Source organism: Bacillus sp. SLBN-46, from assembly GCF_031453555.1.
In the GTDB taxonomy this organism is placed as follows: Bacteria; Bacillota; Bacilli; order Bacillales; family Cytobacillaceae; genus Neobacillus.
Map to the genome: position 1 here is coordinate 2,179,179 of NZ_JAVIZM010000001.1, position 16,970 is coordinate 2,196,148.

Consider the following 16,970-nt stretch of genomic DNA (forward strand, 5'->3'; position numbering starts at 1 on the left):
ATTCCATGGCCTTTTTTCTTTCACCTATTGTAAAGATAGGTTCCTTGAAATACTTTGTTTTTGCTTGAACTGTAAATTGTGCTAATATGTATTTGTCATATATACTTAACAGATATACATTAGGAGGAATTTAGAATGTCACAAGTAAATCGTGCCCAAATTGAAGAGGCGGTACGTTTAATATTAGAAGCAATTGGTGATGATCCAAACAGGGAAGGTGTTCTTGATACACCTAAGCGTGTAGCAAAAATGTATGAAGAGGTTTTTAGTGGCTTAAATGAAGATCCTAAGCAACATTTTGAAACAATATTTAGTGAAGACCATGAAGAACTAGTATTAGTAAAAGATATCCCATTCTATTCTATGTGTGAACACCATCTGGTGCCTTTTTATGGGAAAGCTCATGTAGCGTATATACCTAAAAATGGTCGCGTCACTGGATTAAGTAAATTAGCAAGAGCGGTTGAAGCTGTTGCAAAAAGACCTCAATTACAAGAACGAATCACTTCAACAGTTGCTGATAGTATGATGGAAAAACTAGAGCCACATGGTGTTATGGTAGTTGTTGAAGCAGAGCATATGTGCATGACTATGCGCGGAGTAAAAAAACCTGGCTCGAAAACTGTTACCACTGCAGTCCGTGGAACTCTTGCCGATGATGCAATTGCTAGGTCTGAAGTGCTTTCCTTAATAAAATATTAAGGTGAATTATTTTTACTATTGGAGTGAAGAAAGTGGAAAAGCGCAATCCGCAAAATAACGAGTATGTGGTCATAAAGGCTATTGAAGATGGAGTAAGTGTAATAGGCTTAACGAGAGGCACTGATACTAGATTTCATCATTCAGAAAAGCTGGACAAGGGAGAAGTGCTTATTGCCCAATTCACTGAGCATACTTCAGCCATTAAAATTAGAGGAAATGCCCAAATTCTCACACAGTATGGTGAAGTGGAAAGTGAAATAAAGAAATAGGTGTTTGAAAAGTTAAAATTGATTAAATGATTATTTTGTGAATTCCTGCCCATAAGATACCTTTTATGATATAATGGTGTCTGCCTTGTTTTTAAAGATATGAATAGGATCTTCTTTATTTTATGGGCATGAATTTTCCTTTTTAAATAGAAAATAAGAATACATAAAGACATTACTTCGGGGAAGCAAGGGTGATTAAATTGCAGGACATTCGACAAAAATTTACAAATATTAGAGAGCAGATCGGAAAAAAAGTTTTTGACGCATACCTGCTCGACTATATTGAGACGCCCATCATTGATGAAGATAAGCTCCTTATCCTTATTTCAATCATGGACCGTATCGAATTGTCGTATAGTAAAATGCAAAATTACACCATGTCAACGATGCTTATACAAATTGCCCTTGACACCCATGAACATATAACAAACTTTTCAAAAGATGAAAAAAGCCGACAATTAACGGTTTTAGCTGGGGATTATTTTAGCGGACTATATTATAAGCTACTGGCTGATTCAGATGATATAACGCTTATTAAGACACTTTCTGAAGGAATCAAACAAGTGAATGAACAAAAAATCACTGTTTATCAAAAAGAATCAGATGGTATCGAAAAGTTAATGGCAAGTATAAAAGTAATTGAGAGTGCTTTACTAATTAAACTATCAGAGGTTTTTAAAGTAGAGTTATGGAATGATTTCTTAGCACATTTATTTCTATTCAAACGATTAATAAAAGAAAAAAACCAATTTATTCAGACAAAAAGTTCATTATTATTTGAGGCGCTGAAAAAAATTGTTTTCCCAATTAATGAATACAGATTAAAAGAGATTTCGGGTGAACAACAAAATCATTTACTAATGATTTGTGATCAATATATTGAGTTATCAAGACAAATTATTGAAAAAGGATTAAACCAGCTTCCTTATTTAAATGATGTGCTAGAAACGAGAATTTCAACGTTATTAAAAGAAAATAAGCCATATGCAAAAACTTTTGTGGAAGAAGGGTAAAAACATGCAGCAATCGAAAGAACAGCGAGTTCACAATGTCTTTGAAAAAATTTCTGATAACTATGATAAAATGAACTCTGTTATTAGTTTTCAGCAGCATATCAAGTGGCGCAAAGACACCATGAAAAAAATGAATGTACAACCCGGTTCAAAAGCACTCGATGTTTGTTGTGGAACAGCTGATTGGACGATTGCCTTAGCAGATGCTGTTGGGCCTGACGGAAAAGTTGTTGGCTTAGATTTTAGTCAAAATATGCTTAAAGTAGGCGTTGAAAAGGTAAAAGAGCTAGGGTTAAAGCAGGTCGAACTAGTTCATGGAAATGCCATGGAGCTTCCTTTCCCAGATAATAGTTTTGACTATGTAACAATTGGCTTTGGTTTAAGAAATGTACCTGATTACCTTCAGGTGTTAAAAGAAATGCAACGAGTTGTAAAACCTGGTGGGATTGTTGTTTGCTTAGAGACATCGCAGCCAACCTTGATCGGCTATAAACAGCTTTACTATTTTTACTTCCGTTTTATTATGCCGATGTTCGGTAAATTACTCGCTAAGAGCTATAATGAATATGCGTGGCTTCATGAATCAGCAAGGGATTTTCCAGGGATGAGGGAGCTTGCCCGTATGTTTGAACAAGCCGGATTAACCGAGGTGAAATACAAGCCTTATAGTGGTGGAGCAGCTGCTGTTCATATTGGTAAAAAGAAATAACGGATTGAAATCGAAGACAGGATGAAAAGCAGGGTGAATACAATGAAATTAAAAATGATGTATTCATTTTTGAATTCGGATATTAACTTAATAGAAAAAAAGCTTGAAGAGACGATTCAAACCGAGTCTCGTTTACTCAAACAAGCTTCTATGCATACATTACAAGCCGGAGGAAAAAGGATTCGTCCTGTTTTTGTTTTGCTTGCAGGTAAATTTGGACATTATGATATACATGTGATGAAAAATGTTGCTGTTGCCCTTGAACTTATTCATATGGCTTCACTTGTTCATGATGATGTGATTGACGATGCTGACCTTCGCCGTGGTCAACCAACCGTTAAATCCAAATGGGATAACAAAATTGCAATGTACACCGGTGACTTTGTTTTCGCTCTTGCATTAGAATTGATGACAAATATTAAAAATCCCGCTGCCCACAAAATACTAGCCAATACAATCGTAGAAGTGACAGTAGGGGAAATTCAGCAAATAAAAGATAAATATCGTTTTAATCAAAATCTCAGAGATTATCTCCGCAGAATTAAGAGAAAAACTGCCCTATTAATTGCTGTTAGTTGTCAACTAGGTGCGATAGCTGCTGGTGTTGAAGAATCTGTTCATAAAAAACTGTATCGTTTCGGTTATTATGTGGGTATGTCCTTCCAAATAACGGATGATATTTTAGATTTTACGGGTACAGAAAAAGAACTTGGAAAGCCTGCAGGAAGTGACCTCCTCCAAGGAAATATCACTGCACCAGCACTTTACGCAATGGAAAACGCTGCAATTCGGCAAGAAATCCTAAAGGTACATGCAGAAATGGATTCTACCGAAATTACTAAAATTATCTCTCTAATTAAACAATCAGGTGCTATCGAGAAATCAATCGCACTAAGTGACCGCTACTTAGATAAAGCTTTAGCTGTACTGGAAGAATTACCTGCAAACAAAACACAAAAAACACTTCGTGATATTGCAAAGTTTATTGGGAGAAGAAAGTTTTAAATGCATTCATCTAATTATATCAACTTGCGCAATATTCGAAAAAATGGTAACATTTTTCATGGATTGTTTTCGACTAACAATCAATATACATAATTAATTAGGAGTGGAATTCATGGAAAAAACATTTTTAATGGTAAAGCCTGACGGCGTACAGCGTAATTTAATCGGTGAAATCGTTTCCCGATTTGAAAGAAAGGGCTTCCAATTGGTTGGAGCAAAGTTAATGAACATTCCTACTGAACTTGCGGAAGAGCATTATGGTGAGCACAAGGAGCGCCCTTTCTTCGGAGAATTAGTAGACTTTATTACTTCTGGTCCTGTTTTCGCAATGGTTTGGCAAGGTGAAAATGTAATTGCTACTGCCCGCCAAATGATGGGATCTACTAATCCAAAGGATGCAGCGCCAGGAACAATCCGTGGAGACTTTGGATTAACAGTTGGTAAAAATGTTATTCATGGATCGGATTCTCCTACTAGTGCTGAGCGTGAAATCGGCTTATTCTTTAAGGATACTGGAGTAGTTGAGTACACAAAATTAGTAAACGAATGGATTTACTAATCTAAATAACTTAGAGGCACTTGTATAGCATTATACGAGTGCCTTTTTGTATACGATTACAAAATATTTTTCCTTATTTTCTGAATAGTTATACTAGGTTTATTGAGCATGATATGTTATATTGATACATAATTCTTTAATGAGTTGAAGGGGGAAAGAGAATGGGGATTAGATACTTAACAGCGGGAGAATCTCATGGACCGCAACTAACAACAATTTTAGAAGGCTTTCCTGCTGGGATGCCATTATTAGCTGAGGATATTAATGAGGGACTAGCAAGACGTCAAAAAGGTCATGGTCGTGGGAGAAGAATGCAAATCGAGAAAGATACGGCAGAAATCGTATCAGGTGTTCGACATGGACAAACACTTGGCTCACCAATTGCCCTTGTGGTTAAGAATAATGACTGGAAGCACTGGACGAATATTATGGGTGCTGAACCTTTAAAAGAAGGACAGGAAGACGAAATTAAGCGTAAAATAACGCGTGCTAGGCCGGGTCATGCTGACTTAAATGGAGCAATAAAATATGGCCACCGAGATATGAGGAATGTTCTTGAACGTTCATCAGCCCGTGAGACAACTGTAAGGGTGGCAGCAGGTGCAGTTGCAAAGAAATTGTTATCCTTAGTTGGTGTGGATGTCGTTGCTCACGTAGTAGAAATTGGCGGAGTGACAGCCAAGGTTGACTCTTCGTTATCCATTGATGAACTGAAGGAAAGAGCAGAACTTTCACCTGTTCGTGTAGCAGATCCAAATGTGGAAGTAGAAATGATGGCTGCAATTGATGATGCAAAGAAAAATGGAGATTCAATTGGTGGGATTGTAGAGGTTATTGTCACAGGCATGCCTGCCGGAATTGGAAGTTATGTTCATTATGACCGGAAACTAGATGCAAAGCTAGCAGGTGCCATTGTCAGCATTAATGCATTTAAAGGTGTTGAATTTGGAATTGGCTTTGAGGCAGCAAGAAAGCCTGGAAGTGAAGTGCATGATGAAATTGCTTGGAATGAAGAGATGGGCTATTACCGCAAGACCAACCGGTTGGGTGGTTTTGAGGGAGGAATGACAACAGGAATGCCGATTGTTGTTAGAGGTGTGATGAAGCCAATCCCAACCCTTTATAAGCCTTTGATGAGCGTCGATATTGAGACGAAAGAGCCTTTTGCTGCCAGTGTAGAACGTTCAGATAGCTGTGCTGTACCTGCTGCAGCTGTAGTGGCAGAACATGTCATTGCTTGGGAGCTAGCCAACTCACTAGTGGAACAATTTTATAGTGATCGTTTTGATACTTTTATGGATGAAATTAAAAGGCAGCGTGAATATGCGAGGGAGTTTTAATGGACACCATTCAAATTCAAACGGAGTCGAAAAGTTATCCTGTCTTTGTTGGTGAAGGTGTAAGAAAAGAATTGAATGATTTTTTATCCAATCATCTAACTGACCTAACAAGAATATTAATTATTACGGATGAAACTGTTGCCAAACTTCATTTACAAGAACTACAAACGGTTCTAGGTAATTGGAACCCTATTATTTTTATAGCTCCAAGCGGAGAAAAGGCAAAAACCTTTGATGTATATTATCAAGCACTTTCTACAGCACTCGAAAACGGACTTGACCGAAAATCTGTTATTCTTTCCTTTGGTGGCGGAGCAGTAGGAGATTTGTCAGGCTTTGTTGCAGCTTCCTACATGAGAGGGATTCCGTTTATCCAAGTCCCGACTACAATATTAGCTCATGATAGTGCGGTAGGTGGTAAAGTTGCAATTAATCATCCGCTTGGGAAAAATATGATTGGAGCTTTTTATCAGCCAGAAGCTGTTTTTTACGACTTGGAATGGTTAAAAACGCTTCCAGTGAAAGAAATTCGCTCTGGTTTTGCTGAGGTTATTAAGCATGCACTTATTTCTGATTCTGACTTTCTTTATTGGCTACAAGCAAATGTTCCTGATATCCAATCAATTAGCCAAGAGCGATTAGCTGATTCCTTAATAAAGGGTATAGGAATTAAAAATAAATTTGTATCTCAGGATGAAAGAGAAACAGGAGTACGAGCGTATTTGAATTTTGGTCATACATTAGGACATGCGATTGAATCGGAAATGGGATATGGGAACTTCACCCATGGGGAAGCCGTAATGATTGGAATGGTGTATGCCTTAAAACTCAGCAATCAACTTTTGAATTTATCGTTTAATGTAACCGAATTTGTTCAATGGGTGACAGAACTAGGATATGATATAAAACTGCCAAGTCATTTATCCTTTGAACAATTACTGAGAAAAATGAAGCAGGATAAAAAGTCAGTTGGTGAATCGTATCGGTTTGTATTATTGGAACAAATTGGTCAGCCAAAACTACAGGAAGTATCTGAAAAGGTTTTGTTAGAAGAACTAAAAAGGTTATAAAAAGGGGGATTTTCATGATCAGAGGGGTAAGAGGAGCTACGACTGTTACTGAGAACTCGGAAGAGGCTATCGTTTCTGCGACTGAAGAGCTTCTAACAAATATGATAGAAATGAATGAAATACATCCCGATTCAGTTGCATCTATATTCATTTCTACAACCGAAGATGTTAATGCAGCTTTTCCAGCAAAGTCACTACGGAGGTTTCAAGGATGGACTTTTGTGCCTGTTATGTGTATGCGCGAAATTCCAGTTCAGAATTCCTTGAACATGTGTATAAGAATAATGATGCATGTAAATACATCAAAATCACAACAAGAAATCCAGCATATCTATTTAAATGAAGCGAAATCACTAAGGCCTGACCTTGACAGTAGGTTATCATTATAAGAGAATCCTGTTAAAAGAAAGTTATTACCATAAACGATTGGAGTGGGGAAAATGAGATGGAAAGAACAATTATTAACACTGACTCCCTATCAACCAGGAAAATCAATTGAGGCAGTAAAGAAAGAGTTTAAATTGGATCAGATTGTCAAATTGGCATCCAATGAAAATCCTTTTGGATGTTCTAAACAGGCAATGGCTGCTCTTCAAGACCATCAATCTAGTATGGCTATCTATCCTGATGGGTATGCGACTCATTTAAGAGAGACACTTGCTTCTTTTTTAAATGTTGGTGTGGAAGAACTTATTTTAGGAAATGGTTCAGACAATCTAATTCAAATTATTTCTAGAGCACTATTACATTCCAATGCTAGTACGATTATGGCGACACCAACCTTTTCCCAGTATAAGCATAATGCTGTTATTGAAGGTGCCGTTATTAAGGAAATCCCGCTTGTAGAAGGTGAACATGATTTAGATGCTATGCTAGAGGCTGTTGACGAGCAGACCAATATTATTTGGGTATGTAGCCCAAATAACCCAACAGGTACATATATACCAGAACATAAATTAACTAACTTCCTTGATCGGGTTCCATCACATATTCTTGTTGTTCTTGATGAAGCGTACTATGAGTACGTTGTGGCGGATGATTACTATGATTCCATTAATCTAACACGAAAATATGAAAATTTAATTGTCCTAAGAACTTTTTCTAAAGTGTACGGACTAGCTGCTTTAAGGGTTGGCTATGGGGTTGCGAATTCAGCGATTATCAAAGCGCTTGAACCTGCTAGGGAACCGTTTAATGTGAATACTTTAGGGCAATTAGCAGCAGCTGCTGCCGTGAAGGACCAGGCTTTTGTCGAAGAATGTAAAATAAAAAATAGACAGGGTCTTGAACAATTCTATTCATTTTGTGAGAAATTTGATCTTAACTATTACCCTTCTCAGACCAATTTTATACTAATTGATTGTCAAACAGACGGGGATGAGGTTTTTCATTATTTACAAACAAAAGGATATATCGTACGTTCCGGTAGACCACTTGGCTTTCCAACTGCTGTTAGAATTACGGTTGGTTCTTCTGATCAGAACGAAGGTGTACTAAACGCATTAAGTGAATTTCTAGCTGAAAAGTAAACATGTTCTTGCGCTTTTCATAATAGGGGGAAAATCAATGAAAGGCCGGGTTTTTGTTATTGGTTTAGGGTTGATTGGCGGTTCATTAGCTTTATGTATCCAAAAAGAACATAAAGCAACCATTATTGGATTTGATATTAACAGCGAACAAGCCCGTCTTGCCAAAATGTTGGGGGTAATTGACGAGATAGCTGAAAGTATTACTGCTGGTGCAATAAATGCGGATTTAATTATTATCGCTGCACCTGTTAATGAGACGAAACAAATTATTCAGTTGCTTTCAGAGTTACCATTAAACCCCAATGTCATTGTGACTGATACAGGAAGTACAAAAACAAAAATAGTAGAAAGTGCGACTAGCTTAAAGGAGCAAGGTATCACTTTTATTGGTGGACATCCGATGGCTGGCTCTCACAAAAGTGGTGTTTCTGCTGCGAAAGAAATACTATTTGAAAATGCATTTTATTTACTAACACCTGAAAAGCATATTGAAAATAGTAAGGTAGACCAATTGAGAAATTGGTTAAAAGGGACTAATGCAAAATTTTTAATGATATCCCCAGAAACTCATGACTATCTTACCGGAATTGTGAGCCATTTTCCGCATATTATTGCGGCATCAATTGTTCGACAAACAGAAAAATTATCAGAATCTGAAAGTCTCATTCCCCGGTTGACTGCAGGCGGATTTAGGGATATAACTCGTATCGCCTCAAGTAGTCCCGAGATGTGGAAAGATATTTTACTTAATAATCGGGAAATTTTAATAAGTTTGCTAGAACAATGGCAGGATGAAATGAATGGGATAAAAGCATTACTTGAAAGTGAAAATAGCGGGGCAATTTTCAAGTATTTCAAGCAAGCAAAGGAATTTCGTGATGGTTTGCCGCAGAAGGAAAAAGGAGCTATTCCTGCCTTTTATGATTTGTTTGTAGATGTACCAGATTACCCTGGCGTAATTTCTGAAATAACTGGCTACCTAGCTAAAGAAAACATTAGTATTACAAATATTAGAATTCTAGAAACAAGAGAAGATATTAATGGAGTTCTAGTTATCAGTTTTCAATCCGATGAGGACCGGCAAAGAGCAGAACGATGTATTGGTATCTACTCAAGCTACGCAACCTCCATTGGTTTCTAACAAAAAATGATTTAAAAAGGTGATTTTTATGGCAGCATTAACACTTAAGACTGATATTGGCCGTTTATTTGGTGAGGTCACCATCCCTGGAGATAAATCAATCTCTCACCGGTCGGTAATGTTTGGTTCCGTTGCACATGGTGTGACAACGGTAACTAACTTTTTAAAGGGTGATGATTGTTTAAGTACCATCTCCTGTTTCAGGAAACTAGGTGTAAGAATTGAGGAAAGTAATGACCAACTACGGATCTTCGGAAATGGCTTTGAAGGGCTAACAGAGCCCAATGATCTATTGGATGTTGGCAACTCTGGGACGACAATTCGATTATTAATGGGTATATTGGCGGGAAGACCGTTTTTTTCATCGTTAATTGGTGATGAGTCAATTGGAAAAAGACCCATGACAAGGGTAACCAATCCATTATCAAATATGGGGGCAAAAATAGATGGGAGACATAATGGATCCTATACTCCCCTTTCTATTCGTGGTGGGCATTTAAAATCAATCAACTATACCCTCCCTGTTGCAAGTGCGCAGGTGAAATCTGCACTCATACTAGCTGGTTTACAGGCGGATGGAATGAGTCAGATCATTGAGCCTGCTGAAACTCGTGACCATACTGAAAGAATGATTCGTAGATTCGGTGGCGAAATCGAAAAAGATAACAAAGTAATAACGGTCAAAGGTGGTCAAAAGCTAACAGCTGCTTCGATCCATGTTCCTGGTGACATTTCTTCAGCTGCCTTTTTCTTAGTTGCAGGGGCAATCATATCAGAGAGTGAAATTCACCTTAAAAATGTTGGCCTTAACTCAACTAGAACAGGGATTATAGAGGTATTGCAAAAAATGGGTGCTGATTTAGAAATCCATGAAAATCAGGACAACAAGTTTGAACCTACCGGAGACCTAATTATCAAGTCGTCATCGCTTAGGGGAACAATCATCGAAGGTGATTTGATTCCAAAATTAATTGACGAGATTCCAATTATTGCTCTTATGGCAACTCAGGCTGAAGGGGACACAATCATTAAAGATGCAGAAGAGCTAAAGGTAAAAGAAACCAATCGGATTGATACGGTGGTACAAGAACTAAAAAAATTAGGGGCATCAATAGAGGCGACTGAGGATGGGATGGTTATCCATGGAAAGTCCAAATTACATGGTGGAGTTGTTTCAAGCCACGGAGATCACCGCATTGGGATGATGCTGGCTGTAGCCGCCCTCCTGAGTAAGGAAGAGGTCCTTCTGGAGAAACCAGAAGCTATTTCCGTTTCATATCCTAACTTCTTTGAACATTTAAATAACCTTATTCAATAAAGCTGCACATGTTGCGGCTTTATTTTTGTTAGGAAAACAATCTGAAGTCATAGTTTTGTCATTTTGAGCATAGCTTGTCTTAAAGAGAAAAGCGGGTGGTGTGCACTTGTATATCATTGAAAATGCCAATATCCTTAAAGGGGAGCGTCTAACGTCATGTTCAATCCTAGTTACAGAAGATCGGATAACTACAGTTCAAGGTAGTTTACCTCATTATCGGTTAATGAAGATGGATGTTGAACCATTTTTTATGACCCCTACTTTTGTTTTTTTAAATTCAACCATCCCAAATATACGGTCCTTTCCAGAGATGAAAAAATGTTTGATTGAACAATTCCTTTTAAAGGGCTGTACTACCTTATTTACCTATGCAAATGTTTTTTATGAAAATGAATTAGAAGAAAAGATAAATGAAGTAAAAACCTCATTAATAAGTTGCCCGATTGATTTTATTATTGGGGTGAAGATTCCTATACGCCTTATAACACCAAACTTTATTAGAAACTGTAAGAAAAATAAAGTGCCAGCCATATTCGTTGAACTTACAAACCAAGATGAGTTAGAAAAAATACCCTGGGGATGGATAAGGGAAGCCTTATTTCCTTTTAACTGCCCACTTTTTCCAATAATTTCTCCCACATTAAAGAAGGAACCAAAGGCAGTCTTGTCGAAATGGAAAGGTATCATGTTAAAAGAAAAAATACCTGCACACTACGAGGATATAATTGAAGATCAACCCTTGCCAGTACCGTTACTAAATAAAATTGGTTTATATCCGCAAAAAGCTAGCCTAATGAGCGGAACCGAGTTAAGCTATAACTTGTATTTAAGAGGTAAAGAAATCAAGAAGGTTGATGAACTTCATTTATTTCATTATCATGGTGATAGACTTGCAGTTACAGTTCACAAAGGAAAGGTGATCCGTTCAGCGGGAAATGTTTTATTTAAACCTGGAAATGGAGAACATGTTAAGGTGCGAACCCCATCTTATTTTTCTTTGTAAAATCAAGGGGGAGAAGAGGTATTATTCAATGGACAGAGTAAATAAAATTATTAGCTTGTTAGAAAACGGCCAACATAATGAGGCCTTAACTGAATATAATGTTGTATTAAATAGCGGCATGCCTGAAGAGAAATATTTACTTGGAGAAGAGTTGTACCAATACGGTTTCCTAGAGGAAGCTAAGGCTTTAATTGAGGATCTGTTAAAAATTTACCCTGAAGAGGGAGAGCTTCTTGTTTTGCTAGGGGAAATATTAGTTGAGGCAGGAGAGGAAGAAGAAGCCATTCTTGTCCTTGAAAAAATTTCAGAACAAGATGCTAATTATGGACAGTCATTATTATTGCTAGCAGACCTTTATCAAATCCAGGGTCTTTATGAGGTATGTGAAAGAAAACTTTTAAAAGCTAAAGAAATATTGCCAAATGAAGTAATCATTGATTTTGCTTTAGGTGAGCTATTTAGTGAACAAGGCGAAGTAACAAAGGCAATGAATGCTTATGAAGTGGTTTTAAAGGAAGAACACGAAATTGCCGGGGTCAATATACATCAAAGAATGGCTGACTTATTGAGCGCTTCTGGAGCTTTTGAGGATGCGTTGATGTTTTATGATAAAGCACTGGATGAAAAGTTAGAAATTAACACATTATTTGGTTATGCTTTTACTGCGCTCCAGGCAGGTTACAACCGGACTGCCATTGAAAAATTTAATGAACTAAAAGGCCTTGATCCAGAATACCATTCACTTTATTTACATCTCGCAAAGGCCTATGAGCGGGAAGAGGAACTAGAAAATAGCCTTGAGGCAATAAAAGAAGGAATTAAACAAGACGAATTTAATAAAGAACTATTTTTTTATGGTGGTAAAATAGCTATCAAGCTAGGAAAGGGAAATGAATCAGAGGAATTTTTCCGTGAGTCTCTTGCATTAGATCCAGGGTTTACGGAAGCAGCTCTTACCTTAAATAAACTCTTTTTTCAACAAGAACGGTATGAGGACGTTATTGAGCTAATTTCTCAGATTGAGTATGTAGAGGATGAAGAACCTCAGCTTTTATGGGATTCAGCACTTGCATATGAGAAGCTTGAAGCATATTCATACGCATTAGACAAATATGAAAGTGCATATACTTTCTTTAAGAATAATGAAGCCTTTTTACATGATTTTGGTTATTTTCTAATTGAGGAAGGAAAAAACGACCGAGCCGCCGAAATTTTTAAACAACTACTAATTGATGATCCAACAAATGAAGAGTACTTAGATTTACTCGACCGATTAACCGAATTACAAGATTAAGAATGCTGATTATGCAGAGGAGGGAAACTATCATGGCAACCCCTGTTTCTGTCAACGAGAAGAAGGACTTTATTCGCTGGTTTTTAAATCACTACCAATTAAAGAGGAGAGAATGTGTTTGGATTCTAAACTATTTAATGAGCCACGATCAGCTAATGGAAAAGGTTCATTTTGTTGAGCAAGCACAGTACTGTCCAAGAGGGTTGATTATGTCTACACACTGTGTAGATAAGGTACCATTTCGGTTCTATAAGGAAAATGTCATGACAACCGATGCAGAAAAATCCTTTCATGATATCCGGCTTAATCGGGATGAGGATATATTTATCCAGTTAAACTTTCATGCTTCTAATCAAGCTCATCAATATGCTGCTGTCCTAGAAGAAAATCCATTCGTTCCAAAACATTTACAAGTGAATGAAAAGGATGGAGTAATTGCAGAACAACTTCTACAGAATAGTATAAAACGTTTTCAACGTGAGAAGTTACTTCAATTGATTGATGAAGCTCTTGACAAACAAGATCGCAGGGCATTTGAAATGTTAACAGAAAAATTAAATAAACTAATGGCTGTTGAACAAAAGGGAAGCTTGCGCTAAGCATGCTTCTTTTTTTTATTTTGCTTTTGTTGTGTTTAAAAAATAATGATAATATATGGATAGTAATCAAAAAGGTTGGTGTAAATAAAATGAAATGGGTTCCACAAGATATAGAGACTTACATAACTGCGAAGGAATACGTAGATACTGCTATTATACCGCTTTATGCTGTTTCAGTTGGAGAGGATATGAAACAATCAGCCGCTTCGGCTGAGTTTATTACTTTATTAACAAATCATTTAGAGAGACAGTTTACAGGAAGATTATTATTATTCCCGCCTTTTACTTATCTCAAAAATGAGGAGAGAGAAAAAAGTGTAACAACCTTACTGGAGTGGGAAAAGACGATTTCACAAGGATCATTTAAGCATTTGTTTTACATAACATCCGACATTGATTGGAGAAATCGGGAAGAAGAACTAAATGGATCATTAATCTGGCTGCCAACTCTCCCGCTTGAACAGATGAATAATTCACAGAAAATGGAAATGATTGATAGCCAAGTAAAGCAGCTTTTTGTTCTTTTTACGCAAAAATGGCATGAAAATGAGTAAAACTATTCATATTATATGTTTTTAAAATAGTATGATATTGACCTTGCTTGCAGATTGATATATCATTGTTATGTCCTAGTTTTATATGTGTTTAATTTATTGTCCGCTGGACTTAACTTCGTGAATAGAGGGGGGATAATCATGAGTAAAGAGCGCGTTTCAAGACGTCAATTTTTGAGCTACACATTAACAGGTGTAGGTGGTTTCATGGCAGCCGGCATGCTAATGCCAATGGTTCGTTTTGCTGTGGATCCAGTATTAAAAGCCGAAGAAGGCGGAGACTTTATCGCAACAAAGCAAAAAGTTTCTGAAATAACAAAGGAACCAGTTCGAGTTGACTTTACCTTTAAGCAAAAGGATGCTTGGTATGAGTCAGAAGTAACGAATACGGCTTGGGTTTATAAGGGTGACGATGGAAAAATTATGGCCTTATCGCCTGTTTGTAAACACCTAGGCTGTACGGTTAACTGGAATACTGACAAGGAACATCCAGGTCAATTCTTCTGCCCATGTCATTACGGCCGTTATGAGAAAAACGGTAAAAACATTGCAGGTACACCACCGTTAGCACCACTTGATTTGTATCCATACAAGGAAAAAGACGGGTACCTTTATTTAGGAAAAGCTCAACCACGGAAGGAGGCGTAATCATTGTTAAACAAAATTTACGATTGGGTAGATGAACGTTTAGATATTACGCCTTTGTGGCGCGATATCGCAGACCATGAAGTACCAGAGCATGTTAATCCAGCGCATCACTTTTCAGCGTTTGTTTATTGCTTTGGCGGTCTAACATTCTTCGTAACTGTCATTCAAATTTTATCTGGTATGTTCTTAACAATGTACTATGTACCAGATATTAAAAACGCTTGGGAATCTGTTTATTATCTTCAAAATGAAGTTGCTTTTGGACAAATCGTACGTGGAATGCATCACTGGGGTGCAAGTTTAGTACTTGTCATGATGTTTTTACATACACTTCGCGTCTTTTTCCAAGGTGCCTATAAAAAGCCTCGTGAATTGAACTGGGTTGTCGGAGTTCTTATTTTCTTCGTCATGCTTGGTTTGGGTTTTACAGGTTATTTATTACCATGGGATATGAAAGCGTTATTTGCAACTAAAGTTGGTCTTCAAATTGCTGAAGCCACTCCATTCATTGGAACTTATGTGAAGGTTTTACTAGCAGGTCATGAACACATCGTTGGTGCTCAGACATTAACTCGTTTCTTTGCAATCCACGTATTCTTCTTACCTGGTGCATTGCTTGGATTAATGGGAGCTCACTTTATCATGATTCGTAAGCAAGGTATTTCTGGCCCACTATAAGATTAATCTGACATAGTATATTTTTTCTAATCTCTACGGAAAAAGGAGGGGATTTCTCGATGCATAAAGGTAAAGGTATGAAGTTCGTAGGCGATTCTCGTGTGTTAGCACCTGAAGCACGTAAACAGATGCTTCCTAAAGATTATTCAGAATACCCTGGTAAAACAGAGGCATTCTGGCCGAACTTCCTTTTGAAAGAATGGATGGTAGGAGCTGTATTTCTAGTCGGGTATTTATGCTTAACAGTAGCACATCCAGCTCCGCTTGAAAGGATTGCTGATCCAACTGATACAGGATATATTCCATTACCAGACTGGTATTTCTTGTTCCTGTACCAATTATTAAAATACTCATTTGCATCTGGTCCATATACAGTTATTGGTGCAATGATTATGCCTGGACTTGCTTTTGGAGGACTATTATTGGCACCGTTCCTTGATCGTGGACCGGAACGCCGCCCAACAAAGCGTCCACTTGCTACTGGATTCATGTTACTGGCGCTAGCTTCCATCGTGTTTTTAACTTGGGAATCTGTTGCTACTCATGACTGGGCTGCTGCAGAACGTCAAGGTAAGATTGTTCCTAAAGTGGAAATCGATAAGTCAAGTGAAGGCTACCAAATTGCTAGTAAAAACACTTGTATAACTTGTCATGGTGAAAATCTTCAAGGTGGTGCTGGTGCACCAACGCTAATTGGAACTGGTTTATCAGCTGATGAGGTAGCGAAGATTGCTAAAGAAGGTAAAGGCGGAAAAATGCCTCCAGGTATCTTTAAAGGTACGGATGAAGAGTTAAAGAAACTTTCAGAATTTATTTCTGGATTAGGTAAAGAATAATTAAATTCAGAAAAGCTGACGTGGATTCGTCAGCTTTTTTATTACATATCCTTACAAAATAGAAATTGAAAAGGGGAGATTTTGTGCGTTGGGTTTATCCTATCTTGGCAAATCGTTCAATCCTTCAAATCTTGCTTTTAATTAATATAGCAGGAACAATATATGGATATTATTGGTATGGGTGGCAACTTAAAGAAACACCATCAATTTTTCTTTTATTTGTTCCTGACAGTCCAACTGCAAGTTTATTTTTTGTGTTTGTCCTTATCGCATTTTTATTAAAGAAAAATTGGCCGATAATAGAAGCTTTAGCAATTGTCACACTTTTTAAATATGGGATCTGGGCCGTTGTCATGAATATCTTAGTTTACTTTGTTCAAGGAGACTTAGATTGGATTGGTTATATGCTAATTTTCTCTCATTTTGCCATGGCTGTTCAAGGACTTTTATATGCGCCTTTTTACCGCTTTAAATGGTGGCATTTAATTGTTACAGCTATTTGGACTTTACATAATGATGTCATTGATTACGTATTTTTCATGTTGCCTAGTTATCATATGCTTGATCGCTATACCCCACAGATTGGATACTTCACTTTTTGGCTCTCAATCGTTTCGATAGGCATTGCATATTATTTTGTCATTCGACCTGGAAGGTACAGCCTTGAAATAAAATAACCAAACATGGTCTAACCTTGTCCAGC

The 16,970-nt window shown here is 37.3% G+C and carries 20 protein-coding genes; all 20 read left to right on the top strand.

Features of this window, described 5'->3' with window-relative positions; genetic code table 11:
• Positions 1–135 precede the first annotated feature (135 nt).
• Positions 136–702: a GTP cyclohydrolase I FolE gene (gene folE / locus QFZ87_RS11175; RefSeq protein WP_308083372.1), complete on the top strand. Its 567-nt coding sequence runs from the start codon at positions 136–138 to the stop codon at positions 700–702.
• Positions 703–734: 32 nt separating this feature from the next.
• Positions 735–971: a trp RNA-binding attenuation protein MtrB gene (mtrB, locus tag QFZ87_RS11180; protein ID WP_309861094.1), complete on the top strand. Its 237-nt coding sequence runs from the start codon at positions 735–737 to the stop codon at positions 969–971.
• 191 nt (positions 972–1,162) lie between these two features.
• The gene (locus tag QFZ87_RS11185) at positions 1,163–1,984 is read left to right on the top strand and encodes a heptaprenyl diphosphate synthase component 1 (protein ID WP_309861098.1); all 822 of its coding nucleotides are present in this window, start codon (positions 1,163–1,165) and stop codon (positions 1,982–1,984) included.
• A 4-nt stretch (positions 1,985–1,988) separates the two neighbouring features.
• Positions 1,989–2,693 (top strand): demethylmenaquinone methyltransferase, encoded by a 705-nt coding sequence (locus tag QFZ87_RS11190; RefSeq protein WP_308083375.1) that lies wholly within the window; start codon positions 1,989–1,991, stop codon positions 2,691–2,693.
• 42 nt (positions 2,694–2,735) lie between these two features.
• Entirely contained in the window at positions 2,736–3,698 is a 963-nt protein-coding gene (hepT, locus tag QFZ87_RS11195) for a heptaprenyl diphosphate synthase component II (protein ID WP_309867799.1), read from the top strand.
• Positions 3,699–3,810: 112 nt separating this feature from the next.
• On the top strand, positions 3,811–4,257 hold the full coding sequence (ndk, locus tag QFZ87_RS11200; protein WP_308083376.1) for a nucleoside-diphosphate kinase: 447 nt from the start codon (positions 3,811–3,813) through the stop codon (positions 4,255–4,257).
• 167 nt (positions 4,258–4,424) lie between these two features.
• Positions 4,425–5,597: a chorismate synthase gene (gene aroC / locus QFZ87_RS11205; RefSeq protein ID WP_309867802.1), complete on the top strand. Its 1,173-nt coding sequence runs from the start codon at positions 4,425–4,427 to the stop codon at positions 5,595–5,597.
• Positions 5,597–6,667: a 3-dehydroquinate synthase gene (gene aroB / locus QFZ87_RS11210; RefSeq protein WP_309861101.1), complete on the top strand. Its 1,071-nt coding sequence runs from the start codon at positions 5,597–5,599 to the stop codon at positions 6,665–6,667. The genes aroC and aroB overlap by 1 nt, the downstream gene beginning before the upstream one ends.
• Positions 6,668–6,681: 14 nt before the next feature.
• Positions 6,682–7,056, top strand: a complete 375-nt coding sequence (gene aroH, locus QFZ87_RS11215; RefSeq protein ID WP_308083378.1) for a chorismate mutase — start codon at positions 6,682–6,684, stop codon at positions 7,054–7,056.
• A gap of 51 nt (positions 7,057–7,107) precedes the next feature.
• Positions 7,108–8,196: a histidinol-phosphate transaminase gene (hisC, locus tag QFZ87_RS11220; RefSeq protein WP_309861105.1), complete on the top strand. Its 1,089-nt coding sequence runs from the start codon at positions 7,108–7,110 to the stop codon at positions 8,194–8,196.
• Positions 8,197–8,233: 37 nt separating this feature from the next.
• Positions 8,234–9,337, top strand: a complete 1,104-nt coding sequence (locus QFZ87_RS11225) for a prephenate dehydrogenase (protein ID WP_309861108.1) — start codon at positions 8,234–8,236, stop codon at positions 9,335–9,337.
• A 28-nt stretch (positions 9,338–9,365) separates the two neighbouring features.
• Positions 9,366–10,655: a 3-phosphoshikimate 1-carboxyvinyltransferase gene (aroA, locus tag QFZ87_RS11230; RefSeq protein ID WP_309861110.1), complete on the top strand. Its 1,290-nt coding sequence runs from the start codon at positions 9,366–9,368 to the stop codon at positions 10,653–10,655.
• A 100-nt stretch (positions 10,656–10,755) separates the two neighbouring features.
• The gene (locus QFZ87_RS11235) at positions 10,756–11,658 is read left to right on the top strand and encodes a hypothetical protein (protein WP_309861113.1); all 903 of its coding nucleotides are present in this window, start codon (positions 10,756–10,758) and stop codon (positions 11,656–11,658) included.
• Positions 11,659–11,686: 28 nt separating this feature from the next.
• On the top strand, positions 11,687–12,952 hold the full coding sequence (locus QFZ87_RS11240) for a tetratricopeptide repeat protein (protein ID WP_309861116.1): 1,266 nt from the start codon (positions 11,687–11,689) through the stop codon (positions 12,950–12,952).
• 32 nt (positions 12,953–12,984) lie between these two features.
• Positions 12,985–13,551, top strand: coding sequence for a ReoY family proteolytic degradation factor (locus tag QFZ87_RS11245; RefSeq protein ID WP_309861120.1), 567 nt, complete (start codon positions 12,985–12,987; stop codon positions 13,549–13,551).
• Positions 13,552–13,640: 89 nt separating this feature from the next.
• Positions 13,641–14,105 (top strand): YpiF family protein, encoded by a 465-nt coding sequence (locus QFZ87_RS11250; protein WP_309861123.1) that lies wholly within the window; start codon positions 13,641–13,643, stop codon positions 14,103–14,105.
• A 141-nt stretch (positions 14,106–14,246) separates the two neighbouring features.
• Entirely contained in the window at positions 14,247–14,753 is a 507-nt protein-coding gene (locus QFZ87_RS11255) for a QcrA and Rieske domain-containing protein (RefSeq protein ID WP_309861126.1), read from the top strand.
• A 3-nt stretch (positions 14,754–14,756) separates the two neighbouring features.
• On the top strand, positions 14,757–15,431 hold the full coding sequence (gene qcrB / locus QFZ87_RS11260) for a menaquinol-cytochrome c reductase cytochrome b subunit (RefSeq protein WP_308083387.1): 675 nt from the start codon (positions 14,757–14,759) through the stop codon (positions 15,429–15,431).
• Positions 15,432–15,490: 59 nt separating this feature from the next.
• Positions 15,491–16,267: a menaquinol-cytochrome c reductase cytochrome b/c subunit gene (locus QFZ87_RS11265; protein ID WP_309861130.1), complete on the top strand. Its 777-nt coding sequence runs from the start codon at positions 15,491–15,493 to the stop codon at positions 16,265–16,267.
• 83 nt (positions 16,268–16,350) lie between these two features.
• A complete protein-coding gene (lhaT, locus tag QFZ87_RS11270) occupies positions 16,351–16,944 on the top strand; it encodes a lipoprotein heptaprenylglyceryl N-acetyltransferase LhaT (protein ID WP_309861133.1) in 594 nt (197 codons plus the stop codon).
• Positions 16,945–16,970: the final 26 nt, after the last annotated feature.